Source organism: Collinsella sp. AK_207A, assembly GCF_902501965.1.
Taxonomy (GTDB): domain Bacteria; phylum Actinomycetota; class Coriobacteriia; order Coriobacteriales; family Coriobacteriaceae; genus Collinsella.
This window is the reverse complement of the sequence record NZ_CABWID010000024.1, coordinates 79,381-104,051: the sequence shown is the minus strand read 5'-3', so window position 1 is coordinate 104,051 and position 24,671 is coordinate 79,381. Positions and strand designations below refer to the sequence as shown.

The following is a 24,671-nucleotide window of genomic DNA, read 5'->3' as shown; positions in this document are numbered from 1 at the left end:
GTGGGCGGGGCGCCGCCCACCGGTCAGCGGCCACAGCGTGCGGGGCACGCCCGGTCCCATTCCGAACCCGGAAGCTAAGCCGCACCGCGCCGATGGTACTGCGGGGGAAGCCCGTGGGAGAGCAGGGCGCCGCTGACCGGTGGACGGCACCAGGCCGACGCCGATAGTACCCGAGGGGGCCCGCGAGGGCCCTCTCTTTTGTTCTTGGCATGTTGATGGCATTGGGCGTGTCGTTGTCGGTTCCCCTGCTACTTCAGAAGGATTGAAGCTCCGAGTACGATGGGCACGGTGGGAACAAGCACGTGCTGGTATCGCGCGATACAATTCTTGATGGCTGGTTGTCCGGTCGCATGTGAGCCGAGGAGGCACTAGAGGGCAACCATGACGGTGAACACTGCGGCCGTCGCTACGTAATTCCCGCGTTGTAGCTGCTGAACTCGAGGATCTACACACCGATGTTGTCGGGTCCGTTCGCCATGGTGAGGAGTATATGAGCAGTGGGGTCTCCCATGGGGAAAGCGTGCGATTCAGGCAACGTTTTGGGAGCTTCGGCTAGAAGATGTCGAGTCCGTTGAGCGCTTCGCTGCGCGGTAGTTCAGGGGCGGCGCGGGATCCTTTGCATTCCGATGTCCCGTCTACCTCCGGTTGCGCCGGTAGATCAGGTTCAACCCCTCGAGCGTGAGCGTCGGCCGCGCCTGCGCTTCGTGCTTGAGGAGCGCTGCCATAGCGGGGGCGTTGGTGCCCGTCACCACGATGGGGACGTCGCCGGTCGCAGCGGCCGCCGGGCCGGCCTCCGACCCGCCCGCTGCACCGCCCGCTCCCGCCAGCTCCGCCAGCACGGCGTCCAGCAGCCCGTCGATGCGGGCCACCTCGCCGAGAACGATGCCCGACTGCATGGCCTCGCGCGTGTTGCGGCCGATTACGCGGGCCGGCGTGCGCAGCTCGATCTTGGGCAGGCGCGCCGCCGCCACCGCGATGGACTCCGCGCCCAGCTCCACGCCGGGGGCGATGATGCCGCCCGCGAATGCGCCGCTCGCGTCCAGCACCTCGAAGTTGGTGGTGGTCCCCAGATTCACGACCACGCACGGCGCCCCGAAGATCTCCCGTGCCGCCACGGCGTCGGCCACGCGGTCGGCGCCCACCTCGGCGGGGTCGTCGTAGCGCATCTTGAGGCCGCTCTTCAGCCCCGGCCCCACCACGAGCGCCCGCGCGCCGCATACGGCGCCGAGCGCGCGGGTCCACACGTCGGTGAGCGCAGGGACCACGCAGGCGAGGATGCCAGCCGCCGCGGCGGGGGAGTTGGGCGCGATGGAACGCAGCGCCCGCCTCGCCACCTCGGCCGCCTCATCTGCCGTGCAGCGCTCGGGCGTTGTGGCCTCGTAGCTGCCGAGCAGCTGGTCGTCTTCAAAAAGCCCCAGGTTCGTGAATGTGTTTCCCACGTCCACCGTGAGCACGCGCGCCATGGTTCCTCCCTTTGTCAGGACGGGGTCGTCGTTTTCCCGCGCCCTTTCGGTCTGGACGAGTCTATACTACCGCCTGTCCGGAACGTAACCCGACTCCCTGCTTTGGGGGAGCGGATATACGAAGGAGAACATATGAGCCAATCGAGCTCCCAGGGTTCCCGTGCGGGTTTGCGCGGGCAACTGACCCCCGCAGGTATCGTCATCGGCTGCGTGGGGTGCGTCATCATCACGGCATCGTCGGTCTATACCGCCCTCAAGATGGGCTCGCTGCCGTGGCCCACCATCTTCACCTCCATCACCGCGCTCGTGCTGCTGCGCGCCTTCGGCCACCGCAGCCTGAACGAGGCGAACATCACCCAGATCATCATGTCAGCCGGTTCCATGGTCGCCGGCGGCCTAGCGTTCACCATCCCCGGTATCTGGATGCTCGGGCTGGAGGGCGGAACGAGTCTGGGCGAGATGCTCGGCGTCGCCCTGGCCGGCACGCTGCTGGGGCTCGTGGCCACGGCGCTCATCCGCCGGCGCTTCGTGGACGAGTCGGATCTGGAATACCCCATCGGCACGGCCGCGGCCGAGACCCTCACCGCGGCCACCAACCGCGGCGGCACGGGCAAACGGCTCTTCCTCTCCATGGGGGTCGCCGGCCTCTACAGCGTGGCGCGCGACGTGCTGGGCTGGGTGCCGGCCATGCTCTGCGCGCTGCCCATCCCCGGCGTGACCTTTGGCATCTACAACTCGCCGATGATGCTCTCCGTGGGCTTTCTGGTTGGCTTCGGCGCGCTGGCCTTCTGCATGGCGGGTGCCGTGTTCGCGAACTTCGGCCTGGTGGTGGGCGGTGTCGCCGCAGGGTTGTGGGACGTGGCCACGGCGGGCGGCATCGTCAAGAGCCTGGGCATGGGCCTCATGATGGGCTCCGGCATCGCCGTGCTGCTGAAGGACATCCTGCCCGCGCTGGTTCGCATGGTGCGCAACGGGGGAGAGGCGGCCGGTGCGGGGACTGGTGCGTCTGCGCCCGCTGGCGCCGGCGCGGCTCCCGATCCCGCGCCCTCCGGCCTCTTCGCCGACCTGACCGGCCGCTACGACGCCGGCATCCTGGCGCTCATGGTGGCCGCCGCCGCGCTCGTCATTTGCCTCGGCCTGGGGCTTTCCCCGCTCGTGGCCGTGGTGATCGTGCTGCTCTCGTTCGTCACCACCATCATGAGCGCGCAGTCGGTGGGGAGCACCGGCATAGACCCCATGGAGATCTTCGGCCTGATCGTGCTGCTCATCGTGGCCGTCATCTCGGACACCGCGCCTGTCAAGCTGTTCTTTGTGGCGGGTATCGTGGCCGTGACCTGCGGTCTTGCGGGCGATGTGATGAGCGACTTCAAGACCGGTGCGCTCATCGGCACCAACCCGCGCGCCATGTGGGCGGGCCAGGCTGTGGGCGCGCTGCTGGGCGTGGTCGTAGCCGTGCTCACCATGAACGCGCTCTTTGCCGCCTACGGGCCGGATGCCTTCGGCGTGGGGAAGGCCTTCGTCGCGGCGCAGGCGAGCGTGGTGGCCACCATGGTCTCGGGCATTCCGAGCGTGCCGGCGTTCGCGCTCGGACTCGCCGCTGGTATTGGCCTGTACCTGGTCGGTCTGTCGTCCATGATGATCGGCCTGGGCGTCTACCTGCCGTTCTACATGCCGCTCTCCATGTTTCTGGGCGCGCTCGCCAAGGTGGTCTTCGACCGCTTCGCCCGTCGCGCGGGCGTGGACGAGCAGGCGGAGCAGGAGACGGGCATCGTGGTGGCGAGCGGGCTGCTCGGCGGCGAGTCCATCGTGGGCGTGATCATCGCGCTCGCGAGCGTGGTCGCGGGGCTCGCGGGATAGGGTCGGCAAGCGGGGGCGATAACGGCTCGGCGGGCGTGGGCTCGTACCGCTCGTGCGGCCGCCGGCGCCGCGCCCATCGCCCCCGCCCGTGCGTCCGCGCGCTGCGCTACACTGGAACGCATGCATCGCGATTCTGACCAACAGCCCGCGCTCTTCGGCGCCCCCGCTCCCGCCGCCTACGTTTCCGTGGTGGTGGACGTGCCCGCCCGCGCGCTCTCCGAGCCGTTCGCCTACGCCGTGCTGGCGGAGCTCGAGGGTGACGTCGAGGTGGGCTCCACCGTGCTCGTCAACTTTGCCGGCCGCATGGCCGCGGGCTATGTGGTCATGCGCGCCGCCGCGCTCGACCAGCTGGCCGGTGCCGCCGGTCTCGACCCCGCCCGCGTGAAGTCCATCCGCTCCGTGCTCGCCGCCCCCTCGTTCACGCCGCTGGCGGCCGCCACGGCGTTCTGGATGAGCCGGGAGTACGTGGCCTCGCTCGCCGAGTGCCTGCGGCTCTTCCTGCCGCCCGGCGGCAGCCCGCGCGTGCGCCGCCGCGACGACGGCACCTACGAGGTCGAGCGGCCCGCCGTGAACCCCGTTACCGAGCGCTGGGTCTCGCTCACCAACGAGGGCCGTTCGTTCACGCCGCGCGCCAACGCGCAGCGGCAGCGCCTGCTCATCGAGGCGCTCTCCTGCGGACCCGTCACCACGCGCGAGCTCAACCTGCTCTACACCGACATGTCGTCCACGGTCCGCGCGCTCGAGAAGCGCGGCGTGGTGGCGGTTGAGGAGCGTCGCGCCTGGCGCGGGGCCGGGGGCGACGAGACCACGCTCTCCTCCGCGCGGGCGCAGGCCCCCGAGCGCCTGACCGCCGGCCAGGAGGAGGCGCTCGCCGCCATCCGCGAGGCGGACGACGCGGGCCAGGGAGACGTGGTCCTGGTGGACGGGGTCACGGGTTCCGGCAAGACGGAGGTCTACCTCTCAGCTATCGAGCGCGTGCTCGCCCAGGGTCGCTCCGCCATCGTGCTCGTGCCCGAGATCTCGCTCACCGCCCAGACGGTCGGTCGTTTCCGCAGCCGCTTCGGCGGGGCGGTGGCCGTGTTCCACTCGCGCCTTTCTCCTGGTGAGCGCCTGGACCAGTGGGACATGGTGCGTACCGGGGCGGCGCGCGTGGTGGTGGGCGCGCGGTCCGCGCTCTTTTGCCCCGTGCGCGAGCTCGGGCTCATCATCATCGACGAGGAGCACGAGCAGAGCTACAAGCAGGGCGGGAGCCCCCGCTACCACGCCCGCGAGGTGGCTGCGCAGATGGCCCGCATGAAACGATGCCCGCTTGTGCTGGGCTCGGCCACGCCCTCGGCCGAGGCCCTCGCCCGCTGTGCGCGCGGGGGCGTGGACGGGCAGCGCTGGCGCCGGGTTGAGATGCCGGAGCGCCCGGGCGGGGCCCGTCTGCCCCAGGTGACCATCGTCGACCTCAGGCGCGAGTTCCAGGGTGGCAGCCGCTCCATCTTCTCCCGTGAGCTGGCGGACGCGCTGCTCGCGGTTGCCGAGCGCGGCGAGAAGGCGGTGCTTCTGCACAACCGCCGCGGGTTCGCGCCTTTCCTCATGTGCCGCGAGTGCGGGTGCGTGCCCACGTGCCGGCACTGCTCCACGGCGCTCACCTACCACGAGCGCACGCGCACGCTCGAGTGCCATACCTGCGGGGCCGTCTACCACGTGCGCAGCTACCCCGACCCCGGCACCGCGTGCCCCAAGTGCGGCAGCCGCTATCTCGCCAAGATGGGCCTCGGCACTCAGCAGGTGGAGGACGCGCTGGTGGAGCTGCTGCCCTCGCACGTGCGGGTGATTCGCATGGACGCGGACTCCACCAAGGGCAAGGACGGGCACAAGCAGCTGCTCGAGGAGTTCGACGCCGCGGAGTGCGCCGTGCTGCTGGGCACGCAGATGATCGCCAAGGGACTGGACTTTCCCGAGGTCACGCTCGTGGGCGTGGTGAACGCCGACTACGCCCTCAAGATGCCCGACTTTCGGGCGGGGGAGCGCGCCTACGACCTGCTCGAGCAGGTGGCCGGCCGCGCGGGCCGCGGCGAGGACCCGGGGCGCGTCATCATCCAGACCTACCAGCCGGATGACCCCGTGATTCGGGCCGTCGCCCGCCACGACCGCTCCATCTTCACCGAGCACGACCTGAGCCAGCGCCGAGAGGCGGGATACCCGCCCTACGTGCGGCTTTCCAACGTGAGCGTGTGGAGCGCGAGCGAGATGGCGGCGCGCGGCTTCGCGGAGCGCCTGGCGGCCGAGGTCCGCCGGCGGCTCGGCGCGGGTCATGCGGCTGCGGGGCCGCAGCGCTCGGTGGCGCCCGGCAGCGTGTCCGGCACCCTGCCGTCACTCGCGGGCGACCCGACGGCCGAACCGCAGGTGCTCGGCCCCAATCCCTGCGTGATCTCGCGTGCCAAGGACCGGTTCCGGTTCCACTTCATCGTGAAGTCGCCGCTTGGGTATCATGTATCGCAGGCTCTGGGCGACGCCATCGCCGCCGTGGGCCAGCCCAAGGGAATCAGCGTGAGCGTCGACGTCGACGCCTACGACCTCATGTAACGACCGGGGCCCGCAGCAGGGCCCAGCCTAGGAAGGAAGCCCGTCAAGATGGAGATGAACGGCATCGTCCTCTCGCCCGATCCGCGCCTCTCGCAGGAGTGTGCCGAGATCGAGGAGATCACGCCCGAGACCTGTGCCCTCGCCGAGCGCATGAAGCGCATCATGTTCGAGGACGGCGGCTGCGGCCTCGCCGCCCCGCAGGTGGGGGAGCTCGTGCAGATGTGCATCGTGGACACCAGCTACACGGGCAAGGACGACTACGACCCCTACGTGCTCATCAACCCGCAGATCGTGGAGACCTCCGAGACGCTCGCCCCCTTTAACGAGGGGTGCCTTTCCATTCCGGGCATCAACTGCGAGATCTACCGTCCCGACCACGTGGTCGTGGAGGCGTACAACCTGGATGCCGAGCTCATGCGCTTCGAGGCCTCGGGCGACCTGTTCTGCGTGTGCCTGCAGCATGAGATCGACCACCTGCACGGCAAGACCATGTTCGACCGCCTCTCGCCCATCGCCCGCGTGCGCGCCCAGCGCGCCTACCGGGACGCCCTCGCCCGCGGCGCCAAGCCGGGCGACACCGAGTAGCGCAGCCGTCCGAGCCGATTGGAGAACCTGATGCGCATCGTCTTCATGGGTACGCCCGACTTCGCCGTCCCGTCGCTTCGGGCGCTGGCCGCCGCGCACGACGTGGCGCTCGTGCTCACGCGGCCGGATGCCGTGAGGAGCCGCGGCAAGAAGCTCGAGCCCTCGCCGGTCAAGGCGGCGGCCCTTGAGCTGGGGCTGCCGGTGCTCGAGGCGAAGCGCATGGAGCCAGAGGTGGTCGATGCCCTTCGCGCCGCCCGGGCCGACGTGTTCTGCGTGGCTGCCTACGGCTGCATCCTGCCGGATGAGGTGCTGACCATGGCGCCCCTCGGCTGCGTGAACGTGCACGCGTCGCTGCTGCCGCGCTGGCGCGGGGCCGCCCCCATCCAACGCGCGATCCTGGCGGGGGATGCCGAGGCCGGCGTGTCTATCATGCGGATCGGGCACGGGGTGGATACCGGGGCGTTCTGCGCGCAGGCTTCCTGCAGCGTTGCCGGCAAGAGCGCGGACGAGCTGACGTCCGAGCTGGCAGAGCTCGGCGCCGGACTGCTGCTCGAGGTGCTGCCCGAGCTCGCCGCCGGTACCGTTTCCTGGACGGAGCAGGACGAGGCGCTCGTGACGCATGCCGCCAAGATCCAGAAGGCCGAGCTGCGCCTTGACCCGGCGGTCAGCGCCGCGGATAACGAGCGGCGCGCTCTGGCCTCGAGCGATGCCGCGCCCGCGCGCTGCATGCTCGCGGGCAAGCCGGTGCGCGTGCTGGCCGCGCGGGTTGCGCCGGTGAGCGGCGCGGTGCTCGCAGCGGGTGAGCTTGCCATCCAAGGGGGGAGGGTCCTTCTGGGCTGCGGGGAGGGCGCGCTCGAGGTGCTTGAGCTCAAGCCCGATGGCAAGCGGGCCATGGACGCCGCCGCCTGGGCTGCCGGACAGCGCGGAGCCGCGGTCACGTGGGAAGCGCTCTCGTGAGCCAGGTCTCGCCGGCGCGCCGCGTGGCGCTCGCCGTGCTCGTGGAGGCCGGCAGGCGCGACGCCCGCGTGCGCGAGCTGCTAGATTCCTCAAAGGCCCTCCGCGCGCTCGACCGGCGCGATGCTTCCTTTGCCCGCAGACTCGTTCTGGGCGCGACGGCCACCGAGGGGTGCCTGGACCAGGCACTCGACGCCCATCTCTCCAAACCGGGGAAAGTCGCCCCGCGCGTGCGCGCGGCGCTGCGCCTCGCCGCGTTCGAGCTCATCTACCTGGGGCAGCGTCGCGAGGTCGCGGTGAGCCAGGGCGTTGAGCTCGTGCGCTCCCAGGCGCGCGCCGCTGCAGGGCTTGCGAACGCGGTGCTCCGGCGCGTGGCGGACGACCGCGACGCGTTCCTGTCTGCCTTGGACGTTGACGCTGGGGAGCGTTCCCTCGCCGCACGGGCGCGTCGGGCGGGCCTGCCCGTCTGGCTTCTCAGCCGCATCGAAGCGTCCCTGGGCGATACGGCCGCGTCCGAGCTCTGCGCCGCCCAGCTGGAGCCCGCGCCGATCGCCATCTGCGCTGCCCCGGCGCCCTGTGAGGGCCGCCCGGACGCTGCTGCGGACAAACCGGGGGGATACTGTAGGGGTTTTGAGCGCCCGGAAGAAAAACTGGGCGATACTGTAGGGCTTTTTGGGCCCGCGCCGAGTACAGCCGGAAACGGCGGCCTCGCGACCTGCGGTTTTCATGCTGGTGCAACGGCCTGTACTTCAGGTGTCGCCGAAAACCCCTACACTATCGACGAGTTTTCCGCCGGGCACCCCGAAACCCCTACAGTATCCGGTAGTTTTACCGGCCAGCCCGGTCAAACGGGTCTACCCGCCGGCTGCGAGGTGGTCTCGGACTTCCCGGCATTCGTCGCCACGGGCGCGCTGGAGCGCGTCGAGGCCGTGGTATCCGATGTGAATGCGCAGACAGTGGCCCTTGCGGCAACGCGACCGGGTTCTTGTTTGGAGATCGGCGCGGGCCGGGGTACCAAGACGTATGTCATGGCCGCAGCTGCCATGCATCGGGGTCTCGCCCGCGAGCACGTGGCGCTCGAGCTCTATCCCGCCAAGTGCCGGCAGAACCTCGCCCGCTTGGAGCGCGCGGGGCTCTCGGACGGCGTGCGCGTGATCGCCGGGGACGCCACGGACCTGGATACCGCCCTGACCGAGCTGGACGCCCCGGCGGGGGAGCGGCGCCTGTTCGATACCGTGCTCGTGGACGCGCCCTGCTCCGGGACGGGCACCATGCGCCGCCATCCCGAGATCCCGTGGCGCCTCGCCGAGCGCGATGTCGATGAGTCCCTGCCGGGGCTCCAACTCCGGCTCCTGCAGGAGGCGGCTCGCCGCGTGGCTCCGGGTGGCCTGCTCGTCTACGCCACGTGCTCGGTGCTCTCCGCCGAGAACGATCGGGTGGTCGACTGCTTCCTCGCAACTGAGGCCGGTCACGCGTTCGGCGTTGCCAGCCGCCATCAGACCCATCCCGCCCCCGGCGCGTTCGACGGCCACTACCACGCCGTGCTCCGTCGCGCGGACGAGGGGGTCCGCTGAGGCCACCTCGCATGGCGCCTCGCCTGTACTCTCTTGCTGAACCAAATCAAGCGTAGTATCATTTTGAGGTTTTACGCCTATATATGCACGTGGAAGGGGAGGCTATGAGGCTCATACACAATTCCCGACTGCCCGAGTTCCGGACCCCGTTCGGTGCCGTTTCCGTGGGAACGAACGTGACCCTGAGCGTTCGCGTTGAGGAGGCGGACCCCGCGAGCGTGGGGGTCTCGCTGCGAACCTGGGTCGACGGCGTGGGCGAGGCGTTCCTGCCGCTCGAGCGCCAGGGCCAGACCAACGTCTTCTCCGTGGAGCTTCCCTGCGAGGCGCCGCAGCTCACCTGGTACAGCTTCATCGCCACCACGGGAGACGGCCAGACCGCCTACCTGGGTGCCCCGTGGGGTCGCGTGGGCGGCGAGGGCATCATGTATACCGAGAAGGAGCCGCCCTCGTTCCAGCTCACGATCTACAAGCCGCGCGCCACGCGTCCCAACTGGTACGAGAACGGCATCGTGTACCAGATCTTCCCGGACCGCTACCGCCGCGACGAGCATTGGCACGAGCGCACCGAGGAGGCCATCTCCCACCGCCACGAGGGCATTCGCTGGCGTTTGGTGGAGGACTGGGACGAGCCGCCCACCTACGACCGCAACCCCGACGGCTCCATCCGCACGTGGGACTTCTACGGCGGTTCGCTCAAGGGCATCGAGGGGGACCTGCCGCGCCTGGCGGACCTGGGTATCACGGTCATCTACCTGAACCCCATCTTCGAGGCGGCGTCCAACCATCGCTACGACACCTCCGATTACCTCAAGATCGATCCCGTGCTCGGCACGGAGGAGGATTTTCGCCACCTGTGCGCCGAGGCGAAGAAGCGGGGCATCTCCATCATCCTGGACGGCGTCTTCAACCACACGGGCGACGACTCCGTCTACTTCAACCGCTATGGCAACTACCCCGATGCGGGCGCTTGGCAGAGCCCGGAGAGCCCCTGGCGCGACGCCTACCGCTTCCACGAGGACGGGACCTACGACTGCTGGTGGGGCATCAGCAACATGCCCGCGCTCAACGAGGACTCTCCCAAGGTGAAGGAGCTCATCCTGGGCGAGCACGGCGTGGTGCGCACCTGGCTCCGCGCCGGGGCCCGCGGCTGGCGCCTGGACGTGGCAGACGAGCTCAAGGAGGAGATGATCGCCGGCATCAAGCAAGCGACCCTCGAGGAGCGTCCCGACGGCGTGGTGATCGGCGAGGTCTGGGAGGACGCCTCCAACAAGGTGAGCTACGGGCACCTGCGCCACTACCTGCTCGGTGACGAGCTGGATTCCGCCATGAACTACCCGTTCCGCGACATGGTGCTCGGTTTCCTGCTCGGCACCAAGGACGCTGCCGAGGCGGTCGAGGACATCGAGTCCCTCTCTGAGAACTATCCGGCTGAGGCGCTCAACTGCGCGCTCAACCTGCTGGGCAGCCACGATCGCCCGCGCATCGCGAGCGTGCTGGGCGGCGGTCCCGACGAGAGCAAGCTTCCCGAGAGCGAGCGCGGGCGCTGGCGTCTGGACGCGGCGTCCATGGGGCTCGCCAAGGGCCGCTTCTGGCTGGCCACGCTCATGCAGATGACCTTCCCGGGCGTGCCCTCCATCTACTACGGTGACGAGTTCTGCCTGGAGGGGCTCTCCGACCCGGGCAACCGTCGCACGCTGCCGCTGCTCAAGGACATCCGCGATTCCGACATGCAGACCATCATCAAGAACGCCGCAGGCGTGCGCCGCGCCCTGCCCTTCCTGGGTCGCGGCAGCATCCGCGCCTTCGTGCCCGAGGGGAGCGAGGGCGACGTGCTCGCCTACACGCGCCGCGACGAGGAGACGGGCGAGGCCGCCACGGTGCTCATCAACCGCTCCAACGCGAGCGGCCACACCGTGCGCATCCCCGCGCTGGGAGATGCCGCCACCGACGTGGTCTCCGGTCACGAGCTGCCGATCCTGCCCGCGCGCTCGGGTGAGGGCTCGGAGGTGGAAGTGGGCCTCTACGGCTTCGGCTCCGCGGTGGTGTACTTCCACGCGCAGCAGCGCCTGCAGCGCCCGCTCGACTTCGGTGCCGGCACGGTGTGCCATATCACCTCGGTGCCCACCGACGACGGACGCCCCGGAACCTTGGGGGCTCCCGCCCGCTGCTTCGTCGACCACCTGGCCGCCATGGGCCTTACCTACTGGCAGGTGCTGCCGGTGAACCCCACGGACTCCTTCGGCTCTCCCTATGCCGGCCCATCCGCCTTTGCGGGCAACGTGGCCCTGCTGCCCGAGAGCGAGAACGAGCTGCGCGCCGAGTTCGCGCGCACGGCGGGCGCCCGGTCGGGGCTGCTCGGCCAGTCGCGTGCTACGGACCCGGCGTTCGAGCGGTTCCTTACGGCCAACGGCTCCTGGGTGCGCCCCTTCGCCGCGTACATGGCGATCAAGCACGTGCAGGGGAATCGTCCCTGGCAGGAGTGGCCGGCCGACCTTCGCCGCTACAGCCCGGCGCTCTTCGACGCCCCGAGCTTCGCCGACGAGGCGCGGTTCCAGGCTTGGTGCCAGTACCGATTCGAGGTTGCCTGGCGCGAGCTCGCCGCGTACGCGCACGAGCGCGGCGTGAAGATCATCGGCGACATCCCCATGTACGTCTCCGAGGACTCGGCGGACGCCTGGGCCTCGCCCGAGCTCTTCTGGCTGGACGAGCGCGGCTGCACTCTCGAGGGGGCCGGCGCGCCGCCCGATAACCTGGCCCCCGAGGGCCAGCTCTGGGGCAACCCCACCTATCGCTGGGACGTCATGCGCGAGCAGGGCTACGCCTGGTGGATCGCGCGCCTCCGCCGCGCCTGCGACCTCTACGATGTGGTGCGCCTCGACCATTTCCTGGGCTTCCACAACTATTTCAGCGTGTCAGCGGGGCATCCCTGCAGCGATGGGCGCTGGCTGGCTGGTCCCGGAAGGGACCTGTTCAGCGCCGTGCACCGCGAGCTGGGCGACCTGCCGTTTATCGCCGAGGACCTGGGCATCCTCACGCCCGGCGTGCGCGCGCTCGGCGCGAGTTGTGGCTTCCCGGGCATGGACGTGTTGCAGTTCGACGACTACGACGTGCGCCAGGGGGTGGATCCGCATCCGGAGAAGATCCTCTACACGGGCACGCACGACACGGCCACGCTGCTCGGCTGGTGTGCGGCGTCGTTCACCGGCGGCGACGTGGAGGCGGCGCGCCAGGTGGCGGACGAGCTCACCGCCGCGGCGCTCAACTCCGACGCCAACCTCGTGATGCTGCCGCTCCAGGACATCCTGCGCCTGGGCGAGGAGTCGCGCATGAACGTGCCGGGAACCGCGGAGGGCAACTGGCGCTGGCAGGCGAGCGAAGGGGACGTCGCCGCCGCCGAGCCGCGCTTTGCCGAGCTCATGACTGCCGCGGGCCGGGCGACGGCCGCGGCTGCCGCGGTCAAGACCGCCAAGGGCGCCGCAGCCGGCGCCGCCCAGGCGTAATTGCGGGGAATCCCTGGGGCCGTGGCCGGCATGTCTGCGCGCCGCGGTTCCGAGGGTAGAGTATCCGCGACCGATCTTTACCAGTAGAACCAAAGAGGGGTTTTCGATGGCACACTACGATTACCGCTGCACGTCGTGCGGGCACGTGTTCGACGTGGAGCACGGCATGACGGAGCGCCCGGAGGTGGTCTGCCCCGTGTGCGGCAAGCCGGCGGAGAAGCTGTTCAACGCGAGCGGTATCGAGTTCAAGGGCAGCGGCTTCTACAACACCGACCAGCGCGGCGGCAAGTCCGCCACGCCGGCGTCCAGCGCGCCCAAGCCCGCCGAGCACAGCTGCGAGAACTGCCCGCACAAGAACGCTTAGCGCATGGGCTCCCTTTTAGAGTCCTCAGCTATAATGGGCTAATCTGCGCCATTAGCTCAGTTGGATAGAGCAGGGGTCTTCTAAACCCAAGGTCGACGGTTCGAACCCGCCATGGCGCACCACAAAACACAAGGTAGCGGCCCTAGGAAAGGGCCGCTACTTCTATTTAGAACGTCTGTTTGCCGGGATTCGCTCCAAAGATGCTACGCGAGCGCGTTCAATCTACTTCACGTTTTCTACACAACATGGTATCCTTTTCATGCTCTATCCGCGGGGCGGAGTGAGAAGATTCCGGAAAGGAAAGGTGAACGCATGGCCCAGACGTACGACATCATCGCGGCCACCGGTTGTCCGACCGGCATCGCGCATACCTTCATGGCAAAGGAGGCGCTTGAGAAGGCTGCCGCCGAGCGCGGTCTCACCATCAAGGTCGAGACGCATGGCCAGGTCGGCATCGAGAACGAGCTCACCAAAGCAGAGATCGTCGCTGCCAAGGCCGTGGTCATCGCCGCGGACAAGGATGTGCAGGCCGAGCGCTTTGAGGGCAAGCCCCAGGTCGTGGTGGGCGTCTCCAAGGCACTCTCCGTGGAGGCCGCCGGTGCGCTGATCGATCGCGCCCTGGCCGCCGAGGGCGACGCCGCCGCTGCCGAGCGCGCGCAGGCCGAGCTCGCCGACGGCGCCGCGGACGAGAAGGAGTCCGTGGGGCACATCATCTACAAGCACCTCATGAACGGCGTCAGCCACATGCTGGTGTTCGTCGTCGCCGGTGGCGTGCTCACCGCCGTCTCGTTCCTGTGGGGCATTACGAGCTACGACTCCACCGCCTCCGACTACAACAGCTTCGCCGCCATGCTGAAGATCATCGGCGGCATCGCCATGAACCTCATGGTGCCCGTGCTCTCGGCCTACATCGCCGAGTCCATCGGTAAGCGCCCGGCGCTCGTGCCCGGCTTCGTGGCCGGCATGATCGCCATCCAGGGCCTGCCCGTCAACGCCGACACCGGCCTCATCGACGCCGGCGGCGCGGGCGTGGGCTTCGGCTTCCTCGGCGGTATCGTGGGCGGCTTCCTGTCCGGCTACGTGATCCTCGCGCTCGAGAAGCTGCTGAAGGTCCTGCCCAAGAGTCTCGAGGGCCTGAAGGCGGTCTTCCTGTACCCGCTGCTCTCCACGCTCATCGTTGGCCTCGTGATGCTCGGCATCTCCACCCCCATGGCCGCCATCAACACGGCCATGATGGACTTCCTGAAGGGCCTCTCCGCCTCCGGCGCCATCGTGCTCGGCCTGGCCATCGGCTGCATGTGCGCCATCGACATGGGCGGCCCCGTCAACAAGGCTGCCTACGTGACCGGTACCGCCATGCTGACCGAGGCGCTTGCCGCCGGCGTGGGCTCCGACGTCTACAACTTCGGCACCAACTTCATGGCCGCCGTCTCCGCCGCGTGCATCGTGCCGCCGCTGGTGACCACCTTCGCCGTGGTCGTGGGCAAGAAGTACTTCACCCAGGAGGACCACGACGCCGGTATCGTCAACTTCATCCTGGGCTGCACGCACATCACCGAGGGCGCCATTCCTTTCATGACCAAGAACATCTGGCCGGTCATGCCCATCATGATGCTCAGCTCCTCGATCGCCTCCATCCTCACCATCATCTTCCAGGTGCACGACCCGGCGCCCCATGGCGGCTTCCTCGTGCTGCCCGTGGTGGAGAACGGCCCCATGTGGGTGCTCGCCATCCTAATCGGCGCGCTCGTGGGCGGCGTGCTCTTCACCGCCTTCAAAAAGTATGACTACGACAAGAAGCAGAAGGCTGCTCCCGCCGTCGAAGCCGCCGCTGCCCCCGCTCCCGTAGCCGCCGCCCCCGCCGCCGAGGCTGCCCCCGCCGCCGACGCGGGCTTCGTCAAGACTGGGAACGTGTTCCTGGGCGAGGACTTCGCCAACCGCGACGAGGTGCTCTCCTTCGTTTCCAACCAGGCCGTGAAGGCCGGCATCGCCACCGATGCCGACGGCCTCATGGCCGCCTTCCTCAAGCGCGAGGACGAGGGTTCCACCGGCATGATGGACGGCTTCGCGATCCCGCACGCCAAGAGCGCGGCCGTGACCGAGTCCGCCGTCGTGGTCGTCAAGGACGACAAGGGCGTCGCCGCCTGGGACACCATGGACGGCAATCCCGTGAACGTTGCCATCGCGCTGCTCATCCCGGAGGTTCAGGCCGGCACCACCCACCTGAAGCTCCTCTCCAAGGTCGCTGAGGCGCTCATGGACGAGGACTTCCGCGCCAAGGTGAAGGCCGCCGACGACGCACAGGTCATCGCGGATGCGATCAACGCGCGCCTCGCGTAGCGCCGCCTGATTGCGTACGTTCCCAAGGATCCCGCTTCGGCGGGGTCCTTTTTTATGCTGATAGGGGAGAGGGATTCACGCACTATCGTTATCCGGGCAGGTCAGCGCCGTCTTTGTAGACGGGTCCAGACAAATCCGCCCGCGTGTTCGATTCGCGTTCCATGCGGGCGGGCGTTGCGCTAGAATAGGCACGTCAGTAACGAGTCCGCCGTGGATTGGCGGGCACGTGTTTGTAAAAGAAGGAGAGACATCATGGTTTCTGAGAAGGCTACGCTCGTCAACCCCCAGGGTCTTCACATGCGTCCCGCCGGCCTCTTCGCGTCCACGATGGGCAAGTACGCCTGCGACGTGACGATCGTCGCCCCGGATAAGGAGATCAACGGCAAGAGCCCCATGGCCCTCATGGCTGCCGGCATCCCCTGCGGCACCGAGGTTGAGGTCAAGTGCGACGGCGCCGACGAGGCCGAGGCCCTTGCGGCCGCCATCGACCTCATCAAGAGCGGCCTCGGCGAGTAGCCTTGCAGCCCCTGTAAACCATAGGTGATCGATGAAGGCGTCTGCTCGTTTGCGGGTAGGCGCTTTCGTTTACTGGTTTCCAGCATGGCCGGCGCCACGCCGGAGGAGAGAGGACAAGGAATGTACGAGGGACGTAACGTATCCGAGGGCATCGGCATCGGCACCGTGGTGGTCGTGTCCGATCCCGACCTGTCGTTCGAGCCGCATGCCGTGGAGGACGCCGCGGCCGAGAAGGAGCGCTACCAGGCCGCGCTCAAGGTCTTCTGCGAGCGCACGCAGCAGCAGGCCGACCACATGAAGGAGACCGTCGGCGTCGCCGAGGCCGAGATCATGGCCGGCCACATCATCCTGGCCCAGGACCCGGGCATGACCGACCAGATCAACTCCATGATCGACGGCGGTACCTGCGCCGAGCAGGCGCTCGTCGAGACGAGCACCATGTTCGAGAACATGTTCAAGTCCATGGAAGACGAGATGTTCCAGCTCCGTGCCGCCGACATCGCGGACATCCGTACCGGCATCCTGGCCGAGCTGCTGGGCGTCGAGCTCGTCGACCTCTCCATGCTGCCCAAGGACAGCGTGATCGTGGTGCACGACCTCACCCCGTCCATGACGGCCACCATCAACAAGGACCATGTTGCCGGCGTGGTTACCGAGGTCGGCGGCCCCACCTCGCACTCCGCCATCATCGTGCGCAACGCCGAGATCCCCGCGGTGTTCTCCGTCTCCAACATCTGCGCCGTGCTGCGCGACGGCATGACCGCCATCGTGGACGGTTCCAAGGGCGTGGTGATCGCCGACCCGGACGCCGACGTGCTCGCCGACTACACCGTGCGCGCCGAGGCCATCCGCGCCGAGAAGTCCGCGCTCGAGGCCTTCCGCGGCAAGGAGACCGTCACCGCCGACGGTATCAAGAAGATTCTGGCCTGCAACATCGGCGGTCCGGATGACGTCGCCGCGGCGCTCGACCACGACGCCGAGGCCATCGGCCTCTTCCGCTCCGAGTTCCTGTTCATGGAGTCCAAGGAGCTTCCCTCCGAGGAAGAGCAGTTCCAGGCCTACCGCAAGGTCGCCAGCGCCATGAAGGGCGCCCCGGTGATCATCCGCACCCTCGACGTGGGCGGCGACAAGGAGATCCCCTATCTGCACATGCAGAAGGAGGACAACCCCTTCATGGGCTACCGCGCCGTGCGCTACTGCATCGACAACCCGGACCAGTACAAGGTGCAGCTGCGTGCCCTGCTGCGCGCGAGCGCCTTCGGCGACGTCAAGATCATGATTCCGCTCGTCACCTGCGTCGAGGAGGTCCGCGCCGTCAAGGCTCTCGTGGCCGAGTGCAAGGCAGAGCTCGATGACGAGGGCATCAAGTACAACGATGAGATCGAGGTCGGCATCATGGTGGAGACCCCGGCGGCCTCCCTCATCGCCGACAAGCTGGCCCAGGAGGCCGACTTCTTCTCCATCGGCACCAACGACCTCATCGGCTATACCATGTGCGCCGACCGCGGCAACGATCGCATCGGCAACTTGTACAGCGTGTACTACCCGGCCGTGCTGCGCTCCATCAAGAACATCATCGAGAACGGCGTGAAGGCCGGCATCATGGTGGGCATGTGCGGCGAGGCCGCGGCCGACCCGCTGCTGGAGCCGCTGCTGATCGCCTGGGGCCTGGAGGAGTTCTCCATGTCCGCCCCGAGCGTGCTGCGCGCCCGCAAGACCATCTCGCAGTGGTCCAAGGCCGAGGCAGAGGAGCTCGCCGAGAAGGCGCTTGTCTGCGCCACGGCCGACGAGGTGAAGGCGCTGCTCTCCGAGGCCGCTCGCTAGGGCGCCAGGGCCGAGCAAGGTTGTAAACGGGAGCTGCGAACATCGGAGGTACCGATGCGCGGCTTCCGACGTAAGGAAAATGGGGGTTGTTGTAATGTTCTACACTCTGACCGCGAATCCCGCCGTCGACATGACCACGTCCTGCGGCGGACTCCTACCCGACACGAACGTGCGCACCGGCGGTGCCAGCTACACCGCCAACGGCAAGGGCCTGGACGTGAGCTACGCGCTCAAGAAGTTCGGCGTGGACTCCATCGCGCTCGGCTTCTTCGCCGGCTTCACGGGCAAGTTCATCGTCGACGAGACCATGAACATGGGCTGCCTGTGCCGCCCGGTGTGGATCGACGGCATCACGCGCATCAACTGCTACGTGAACGACGGCGAGCACGAGTACGGCATCCTGAACCCGGGCCCGGCGCTCAAGCGCCAGGACCAGGAGGAGCTCTACAAGATCCTGGACACCGCGGGAGACCTCGACTGCCTGGTTGTCTCCGGCTCCCTGCCCCCGAAGGCCACCCCTGACTTCCTGGAGAAGGTCATGGACCATGCCCAGGCCCGCGGCGCCGACGTGGTGCTGGACCTCTCCAGCAGCAAGCTGAAGGAGCTCGCGCACAAGAAGCCGCTGCTCATCAAGCCCAACCGCCACGAGATGGCAGACATCTTCGGCATCGAGATCGAGACCGACGACGACGCCCGTCGCGCCTGCGCCAAGGCCCACGAGGTCGGCGTGCAGAACGTGCTGCTCACGATGGGTAGCCGCGGCTCCGCCTACTTCTCCAACGGCGAGGACATCTGGTACGCCAAGCGCGAGTTCAACATCAAGCTGCTGTCCTCCGTGTGCGCCGGCGACTGCACCCTCGCCGCCTTCCTGCACAAGTGGTACAAAAACCGCGACAACGTTGAGGAGGCGCTGCAGTTGGCCCTGGCCACCGGTGCCAACGTGGCCGAGAGCGCTGGCCTGGGCGACTTCGCCCGCGTGCCCGAGTACAGCAAGCGCATCACCGTCCGCAAGCTCTAAGAGTCCTGCAGGCGCCCGGCACGGGGGCATCCCGCGCCGGGCGCTTTCTCTAAGGAGGCTCTGATGATCTATACCCTCACCGCCAACCCCGCCATCGACTACAACATCGCCTGCGACGGCCTGGAGCCCAACACCATCACCCGCACGCGCAACGCCGTGTACACGCCCAACGGCAAGGGCCTGAACGTGAGCTTCACACTGGACCACTACGGCGTGCCGACTGCTATCCTGGGATTCTTCGCCGGCTTTTCGGGGCGCTTCATCGTCGAGGGCGCCGAGGCGCTGGGTGTGCCGGTGAAACCCGTGTGGACCGAGGGCATCACGCGCGTGAACGTGTTCCTGAACGCCGGCCCTACCACCGAGTACAACATGGTGAACGCGGGTGCCGCGGTGACGCCTGAGAACGAGGCCGAGCTGTACCGACTCATCGAGGGCCTGGACGACCTGGACTGCCTGGTGATCTCCGGCTCCCTGCCTCCCAACACCTCCGATGACTTCCTTGACCAGGTGATCAGCCGCGTGAAGGCCAAGGGCGGGGAGTTCGTGCTGGACATCTCCTCCCATAAGCTCGCCGACCTTGTGACCGAGGGTCCGCTGCTCATCAAGCCGAACGATGACGAGCTGCTGGCCATCTTCGGTATCAAGGTGGACGGTGAGGACGACGATTCCGTGAAGGGCGCGATGGCCGAGCTGCACGCTAAGGGCGTGAAGAACGTGCTGCTGACGCTCGGCGGCGCCGGCGCGTACTTCTCTAACGGAGAGCACATCTGGTTCGCGCGCCACACCTTCGAGGTCAAGCTGCTCTCCACCGTGTGCGCCGGTGACTCCTCGCTCGCGGCCTTCCTGTCCGTGTGGCACGACGACCGCACCGCCGTGGAGGACGCGCTCAAGCTCTCGATGGCGACGGGGGCCAACGTGGTGGAGTGCCCGGGGCTGGGTGACTTCGCGCATGTGGACGAGTACAGGGAGAAGATCCTCGTGCGTCAGGTGTGCTAGGACGTAGACTTGGCGCCTGGCTTCTGACCTGACCGGGGCCGGTGGAACCATGGGGCTCAGCTTCGCGAGACCGGCAAACGCCTGCGGCGATAAAGTACCTTCATCGCGCATACGTCGATTCCTGGACGAACGAACCGGAGATCTTCTTTCACCCTCGTCAGTGTGGCGGGTGAAAGAGGTCTCCGGTTCGTTATTTCCAGAAGATACGCACCGGGTTTTCCAGTGCAGGCCATAGCGTAAGCTGCAGACCCCTCATTCCCCGTCAAGCAAGGCCAACCCGCCCCGCCTGTTTGCGCACCGGATGGTATTCCCCCGCACCATTCGCATCGGCGACCAAAACGGGTATGCTGTCGAACGGTTAGCTTTCACCAACTTCACCATCTGGAGGTTCCCATGGATACCAGCCATCGCATCACGGCGGACCTGACCGCCGCCGCGCACGACGCCTTCGTGGCCGACCGCGCCAACGTCGTCGCGAAGAACGCCGTCACGAGCGCCGGCGTGAGCTCGGCCGCCCGCGTGCCCGAGGTCGCGGCGCTTGCCACCACCACCTTCGACATCCAGCTCGAGCAGGGCGACATCACCAATCAGGAGCGCTCCGGCCGCTGCTGGATGTTCGCCAGCCTGAACACCATGCGTTTCCGTGTCATGAAGAAGCTGGGCCTCAAAACCTTCGAGCTCTCGCAGGCCTACCCGCTCTTCTGGGACAAGTACGAGCGTTCCAACTGGTTCTTCGAGAACATCATCGCCAGCGCCGCGGAGCCGCTGAAGGAGCGCGAGATGGCGTTCCTGCTGGCCGACCCCCTCTGCGACGGCGGCCAGTGGGACATGTTCGCCGGCCTGGTGAAGAAGTACGGCGTGGTGCCCAAGGAGGCCATGCCGGAAACGAAGTGCTCCTGCAACACGGGCGACATGAACCGCTACCTCACGCGCTACCTGCGCGCCGGTGCCAAGCGCCTGCGCGAGGAAATCGCCGACGGCGCCGACGCCGAGGTGGTGGCGCACGTGAAGACCGAGCTCCTGCAGGGCGTTTACCGCATTCTGGCTATCTGCCTGGGCGAGCCGCCCGCGACGTTTGACGTGCGCATCCGGAACGAGAAGAACGAGCTCAAGGCCGAGGGCACCTACACGCCGCAGGAGTTCTTCCGTGAGTTCGTGGACATGAAGCTTGACGACTTCGTGTCCGTCATCAACGCACCCACGGCCGACAAGCCGTATCTGCGCTCGTACACGGTCCGCTATCTGGGCAACCTGGTTGAGGACGGCGGCGTGCGCTACGTCAACCTACCTATCGAATCGCTCAAGCGCGCTGCGGTGGCGCAGCTGAAGGACGGCCTGCCCGTGTGGTTCGGCTCCGACGTGGTCCAGGGGTTCCTCCGTCAGGACGGCGTGCTCGATCCGGCGGCGCTCGACGTGGACGGGCTCTTCGGCCTGCCCATCGAGGCGGGGCTCGACAAGGCCGACCGCCTGATCTACGGCGAGTCCCTCATGACGCACGCGATGACGCTCCAGGGCGTCAACCTGGACGCGGACGGCAACCCCACGCGCTGGCGCGTCGAGAACAGCTGGGGCGACGACCGCGGCAAGAAGGGCTACGACATCGCGAGCGACGCGTGGTTCGACGAGTACGTGTACCAGGTGGTCGTGGACAAGAAGTACTTGACGGAGGAGGAACTGGCTGCCTACAAGAGCGAGCCGATTGAACTCGCTCCCTGGGACCCGATGGGCTCCCTGGCCCGGTAGCTGGTCCTTTTTTACAGTTTCTAGTGGGGACGTCCCCTCTGAGTCGACGGCTTCGGCCCGTCCACCCAGAGGGGTCGTTTACATCGTGCAGGCGGCGGCGCGCGAAGTCCCGTATACTGGGCAGCATGAGCTACGAATACGCACAACTGAACGGCACCCGCCCGAGCGCACCGGCGCTGCAGGTCCTGACCGCCCTGGAGGCGGCGGGCCTGGAGGCATGGTTCGTGGGCGGCTGGGTGCGCGACGCGCTCCGCGCGGCTCCGAGCCACGACGTGGACATGTGCTGCTCTGGCACCTGGCAGGAGAACGAAGCGGCGCTCGCAGAGGCCGGCATCCCGGTGGTGGAGTCCGGCATCAAGTTCGGGGGCATCACCGCCGTGTGCGCGGGCGAGCGCATTGAGGTCACCACCTATCGCGTGGACGGTTTCTACACCGACGGCCGCCATCCCGAGGAGGTCCGTCGCGCGAGCCGCGTGGAGGACGACCTCGCCCGGCGCGACTTCACCGTGAACGCCATGGCCTGGCACCCCGCACGCGGGCTCCTGGACCTCTACGACGGCCGGGGCGACCTGGCCCGCGGCCTCATCCGCGCCGTGGGCGACCCGCGCCGGCGCTTCGAGGAGGACGCCCTGCGGATGCTCCGCGCCGTGCGCTTCGCCTGCCGCCTGGACTTCCAGATGGAGGAGGCCACGGCCGCGGCGCTCGCGGCCTGTGCCCCGCTGCTCGACGCCGTGGCGCGCGAGCGCGTGGGCGTGGAGCTGCAAGGTATCCTCGCCACCCGGCACGGCGGGGACGCGCTGCTCCGCTACCCAGAGATCATGTGCGCGGCGGTACCCGAGCTCGCGCTCCTGCACGGCTTCGACCAGCGCTCGCCCTACCACGCCTTCGACGTGTACGAGCACACCGCTCGCGTGCTGACCGTGGCGGGAGAGCTTTCCGCCGCGCCCGCGGATGGCGGGGATCCGAGTGTGCCGCCGTCGTCCTCGCTCATGTGGGCGGCGCTCCTGCACGACATCGCCAAGCCCGCCTGCTTCACTTTGGACGAGAACGGGCGCGGCCACTTCTACGGGCATCCGGAGGAGGGTGCTCCCGTGGCACGCGCCATCATGCGCCGGCTGGGGCTCTCGGAGCACCTCATCCGCGAGAGCTGTCTGCTCGTGCGCTGGCACGACATCCCGCTCGATCCCACGCGCAAGAGCCTGCTCACCATGCTGAACCGGCTCTCCGGCGAGGGCGTGGACGCCCCGCGTCTCATGGACGAGCTGCTTGACCTCAAGCGCGCCGACACGCTCGGCAAGGCCCCGAGCTGCTTCTACTACGTGGAGGAGATCGAGCTCATGCGGGAGCGCGCCCACGAGTTGCTGACGGCGGGGGAGGCCTACAGCCTGAAGACGCTCGCGCTCTCCGGCGGCGACCTGGTGCGCGCGGGCGTACGGCCGGGTCCGCGCATCGGCGAGCTGCTGAGCCGGGTGCTGAAGGCCACGATCGCCGGTGCCGTTGCCAATGAGCGGACGGCGTTGCTTGCGTTCCTCGGTCTCGATTCCTGATTGGCCGGTCCGACGGTTCCCGGCCAGCCGGTCCGCCGCCGCGCTGCCTTTGTTTCCAATCGGTGCTACGAATCGATCGCGTTGTGATATGCGACTGCTTGGAGTATCATGCACAGAGTGCTACGAAGCACGTCATTCGTATTACCCAAAGCGAACGAAGGAACGATCGATGCCATATACCCTGACGCGCCGCCACGCACTCGCCGCAACCGGGTTCGCTGCCCTGTCCGCCTCGGGCATGCTCGCCGGGTGCTCGGAGAGCGCCGGTACCGAAGCGGGCGGCTCCGACAGCGCCGCCGTGGACGCGAAGCACCAGGTGACCATCGCCATGAGCACCACCAACGAGCCCGACGGCGGCTTCGACCCCTGCGTGGGCTGGGGCGCGGGCGAGCACGTGCACGAGCCGCTCATCCAGTCCACCCTGGTGGTCACCGACAAGGACATGAAGTTCCAGAACGACCTTGCCACCTCGTACGAGTGCTCGAGCGATAACCTTACCTGGACGTTCTCGATCCGCGACGACGTGAAGTTCTCCGACGGCACGCCCCTCACGGCGAAGGACGTGGCCTTCACCATCGAGCAGGTTCGCACGAGCAAGAACGCCCAGGCCGACCTCACGATGGTCAAGGGCGCGAATGCCACCTCGGACACCGAGGTGGAGATCCACCTCAGCAAGCCGTACAACGCCCTGCTCTACACCCTGGCCGTGCTGGGGATCATTCCCGAGCACGCCTACGGCAAGGACTACGGCGAGAAGCCGATCGGGTCGGGCCGCTACAAGCTCGTCCAGTGGGATAAGGGCCAGCAGGTCATCTTCGAGGCGAACCCGGACTACTACGGCAACAAGCCGAACATCGAGCGCCTGACCGTGGTCTTCATGGAGGAGGACGCGGCCCTCGCCGCGGCCAAGGCCGGCCAGGTGGACATGGCGTTCACCTCGGCCACCTACGCTGACCAGACGATCGACGGCTACCAGCTCACCTCCTACAAGTCCGTGGACTCGCGCGGCATCCAGCTGCCGGTGATCCCGGCGGGGCAGAAGCGCAAGGACGGCCTCTCGGACACCGAGTACCCCTCCGGCAACGACGTGACCTGCCACCTGGAGATCCGTCAGGCCATCAACCATGCCATCGACCGCGATAAGATGATCAAGAACGTGCTCGCCGGCTTCGGCCGCGCCGCTTACAGCGTGGGCGACGGCCTGCCCTGGGCGAGCCCCGACATGAAGGTGGACTTCGACCTCAAGGCCGCCCAGAAGATCCTGACGGACGCGGGCTGGCAGCAGGGCTCGGACGGCATCTTCACCAAGGACGGCCAGCGGGCCGCCTTCACCCTGTACTACCCCTCCAACGACTCGGTGCGCCAGGCCATGGCCAACGAGTTTGCCAACCAGATGAAGGACCTGGGCCTCGAGATCGAGACGAAGGGGCTGGGCTGGGACGACCTGTACCCGCACGAGTTCTCCGACCCCATCATGTGGGGCTGGGGCTCCAACTCGCCCTCGGACATCTACGAGCTCAACTACTCCAAGGGCACGATGAACTACGCCTGCTACGAGAATGAGACGACCGACTCCTACCTGGATCAGGCGCTCGCGCAGCCGGATGTGGAGGCGTCGTTCCCGTACTGGCACAAGGCCGAGTGGGACGGCACCGAGGGCATCGCGCCGCAGGGCGCCGCCACCTGGGCCTGGTTCGCCAACATCGACCATCTCTACTGGGTGCGCGACGGCCTGAAGGTGGCCGAGCAGAAGCTGCAGCCGCACGGCCACGGCTGGTCCATCGTCAACGACGTCGACACCTGGAGCTGGAAGTAG

At 67.8% G+C, this 24,671-nt stretch carries 16 protein-coding genes, 1 tRNA gene and 1 rRNA gene; 17 read left to right on the top strand and 1 reads right to left on the bottom strand.

The genetic code is table 11. The features are described from left to right. Positions 1 to 22 precede the first annotated feature (22 nt). A 5S ribosomal RNA gene (gene rrf / locus GDJ97_RS09280) occupies positions 23 to 138 on the top strand. A 497-nt stretch (positions 139 to 635) separates the two neighbouring features. Here the strand turns inward: rrf and GDJ97_RS09275 are convergent. Next, complete coding sequence (locus GDJ97_RS09275) at positions 636 to 1,463, bottom strand: type III pantothenate kinase (protein ID WP_152071004.1); 828 nt, start codon at positions 1,461 to 1,463, stop codon at positions 636 to 638. A 132-nt stretch (positions 1,464 to 1,595) separates the two neighbouring features. Here GDJ97_RS09275 and GDJ97_RS09270 point away from each other — a divergent pair, with 132 nt between their 5' ends. The 16 genes from GDJ97_RS09270 to GDJ97_RS09195 all read left to right on the top strand — a co-directional run bounded on the left by GDJ97_RS09270 (position 1,596) and on the right by GDJ97_RS09195 (position 24,671). Then, positions 1,596 to 3,320 (top strand): OPT/YSL family transporter, encoded by a 1,725-nt coding sequence (locus GDJ97_RS09270; RefSeq protein ID WP_152071003.1) that lies wholly within the window; start codon positions 1,596 to 1,598, stop codon positions 3,318 to 3,320. 120 nt (positions 3,321 to 3,440) lie between these two features. Beyond that, positions 3,441 to 5,894, top strand: a complete 2,454-nt coding sequence (gene priA, locus GDJ97_RS09265; RefSeq protein WP_152071002.1) for a primosomal protein N' — start codon at positions 3,441 to 3,443, stop codon at positions 5,892 to 5,894. 48 nt (positions 5,895 to 5,942) lie between these two features. Further along, entirely contained in the window at positions 5,943 to 6,479 is a 537-nt protein-coding gene (def, locus tag GDJ97_RS09260) for a peptide deformylase (protein ID WP_152071001.1), read from the top strand. 30 nt (positions 6,480 to 6,509) lie between these two features. Next, positions 6,510 to 7,436, top strand: a complete 927-nt coding sequence (gene fmt, locus GDJ97_RS09255; RefSeq protein ID WP_152071000.1) for a methionyl-tRNA formyltransferase — start codon at positions 6,510 to 6,512, stop codon at positions 7,434 to 7,436. After that, a complete protein-coding gene (locus tag GDJ97_RS09250; protein WP_226809009.1) occupies positions 7,418 to 9,007 on the top strand; it encodes a transcription antitermination factor NusB in 1,590 nt (529 codons plus the stop codon). Before fmt ends, GDJ97_RS09250 begins: the two co-directional genes overlap by 19 nt. 104 nt (positions 9,008 to 9,111) lie before the next feature. Continuing rightward, positions 9,112 to 12,507, top strand: a complete 3,396-nt coding sequence (locus GDJ97_RS09245) for a 4-alpha-glucanotransferase (protein WP_152070999.1) — start codon at positions 9,112 to 9,114, stop codon at positions 12,505 to 12,507. Positions 12,508 to 12,613: 106 nt separating this feature from the next. Beyond that, positions 12,614 to 12,871, top strand: a complete 258-nt coding sequence (locus GDJ97_RS09240; RefSeq protein ID WP_152070998.1) for an FmdB family zinc ribbon protein — start codon at positions 12,614 to 12,616, stop codon at positions 12,869 to 12,871. 45 nt (positions 12,872 to 12,916) lie between these two features. Next, positions 12,917 to 12,993, top strand: a tRNA-Arg gene (locus GDJ97_RS09235). Between the two features lie 190 nt (positions 12,994 to 13,183). Further along, entirely contained in the window at positions 13,184 to 15,211 is a 2,028-nt protein-coding gene (locus tag GDJ97_RS09230) for a fructose-specific PTS transporter subunit EIIC (protein ID WP_152070997.1), read from the top strand. 252 nt (positions 15,212 to 15,463) lie between these two features. Then, positions 15,464 to 15,727, top strand: a complete 264-nt coding sequence (locus tag GDJ97_RS09225; RefSeq protein ID WP_152070996.1) for an HPr family phosphocarrier protein — start codon at positions 15,464 to 15,466, stop codon at positions 15,725 to 15,727. Positions 15,728 to 15,847: 120 nt separating this feature from the next. After that, entirely contained in the window at positions 15,848 to 17,551 is a 1,704-nt protein-coding gene (gene ptsP / locus GDJ97_RS09220) for a phosphoenolpyruvate--protein phosphotransferase (RefSeq protein ID WP_152070995.1), read from the top strand. Positions 17,552 to 17,645: 94 nt separating this feature from the next. Continuing rightward, positions 17,646 to 18,569 (top strand): 1-phosphofructokinase family hexose kinase, encoded by a 924-nt coding sequence (locus tag GDJ97_RS09215; protein WP_152070994.1) that lies wholly within the window; start codon positions 17,646 to 17,648, stop codon positions 18,567 to 18,569. 63 nt (positions 18,570 to 18,632) lie between these two features. Beyond that, the gene (locus GDJ97_RS09210) at positions 18,633 to 19,565 is read left to right on the top strand and encodes a 1-phosphofructokinase family hexose kinase (RefSeq protein WP_152070993.1); all 933 of its coding nucleotides are present in this window, start codon (positions 18,633 to 18,635) and stop codon (positions 19,563 to 19,565) included. A 393-nt stretch (positions 19,566 to 19,958) separates the two neighbouring features. After that, a complete protein-coding gene (locus tag GDJ97_RS09205; RefSeq protein WP_152070992.1) occupies positions 19,959 to 21,308 on the top strand; it encodes an aminopeptidase C in 1,350 nt (449 codons plus the stop codon). Positions 21,309 to 21,433: 125 nt separating this feature from the next. Beyond that, positions 21,434 to 22,855, top strand: a complete 1,422-nt coding sequence (locus GDJ97_RS09200; RefSeq protein ID WP_152070991.1) for a CCA tRNA nucleotidyltransferase — start codon at positions 21,434 to 21,436, stop codon at positions 22,853 to 22,855. Positions 22,856 to 23,024: 169 nt separating this feature from the next. Next, on the top strand, positions 23,025 to 24,671 hold the full coding sequence (locus GDJ97_RS09195; protein WP_152070990.1) for an ABC transporter substrate-binding protein: 1,647 nt from the start codon (positions 23,025 to 23,027) through the stop codon (positions 24,669 to 24,671).

Bases quoted from the DNA above. Each gene is read 5' to 3' on its own strand.
- GDJ97_RS09200 (WP_152070991.1), top strand. From the start codon at position 21,434: ATGAGCTACGAATACGCACAACTGAACGGCACCCGCCCGAGCGCACCG.
- GDJ97_RS09230 (WP_152070997.1), top strand. From the start codon at position 13,184: ATGGCCCAGACGTACGACATCATCGCGGCCACCGGTTGTCCGACCGGC.
- GDJ97_RS09270 (WP_152071003.1), top strand. From the start codon at position 1,596: ATGAGCCAATCGAGCTCCCAGGGTTCCCGTGCGGGTTTGCGCGGGCAA.
- GDJ97_RS09195 (WP_152070990.1), top strand. From the start codon at position 23,025: ATGCCATATACCCTGACGCGCCGCCACGCACTCGCCGCAACCGGGTTC.
- GDJ97_RS09210 (WP_152070993.1), top strand. From the start codon at position 18,633: ATGATCTATACCCTCACCGCCAACCCCGCCATCGACTACAACATCGCC.
- GDJ97_RS09245 (WP_152070999.1), top strand. From the start codon at position 9,112: ATGAGGCTCATACACAATTCCCGACTGCCCGAGTTCCGGACCCCGTTC.
- GDJ97_RS09240 (WP_152070998.1), top strand. From the start codon at position 12,614: ATGGCACACTACGATTACCGCTGCACGTCGTGCGGGCACGTGTTCGAC.
- GDJ97_RS09215 (WP_152070994.1), top strand. From the start codon at position 17,646: ATGTTCTACACTCTGACCGCGAATCCCGCCGTCGACATGACCACGTCC.
- fmt (WP_152071000.1), top strand. From the start codon at position 6,510: ATGCGCATCGTCTTCATGGGTACGCCCGACTTCGCCGTCCCGTCGCTT.
- GDJ97_RS09205 (WP_152070992.1), top strand. From the start codon at position 19,959: ATGGATACCAGCCATCGCATCACGGCGGACCTGACCGCCGCCGCGCAC.
- GDJ97_RS09225 (WP_152070996.1), top strand. From the start codon at position 15,464: ATGGTTTCTGAGAAGGCTACGCTCGTCAACCCCCAGGGTCTTCACATG.
- ptsP (WP_152070995.1), top strand. From the start codon at position 15,848: ATGTACGAGGGACGTAACGTATCCGAGGGCATCGGCATCGGCACCGTG.
- def (WP_152071001.1), top strand. From the start codon at position 5,943: ATGGAGATGAACGGCATCGTCCTCTCGCCCGATCCGCGCCTCTCGCAG.
- GDJ97_RS09275 (WP_152071004.1), bottom strand. From the start codon at position 1,463: ATGGCGCGCGTGCTCACGGTGGACGTGGGAAACACATTCACGAACCTG.
- priA (WP_152071002.1), top strand. From the start codon at position 3,441: ATGCATCGCGATTCTGACCAACAGCCCGCGCTCTTCGGCGCCCCCGCT.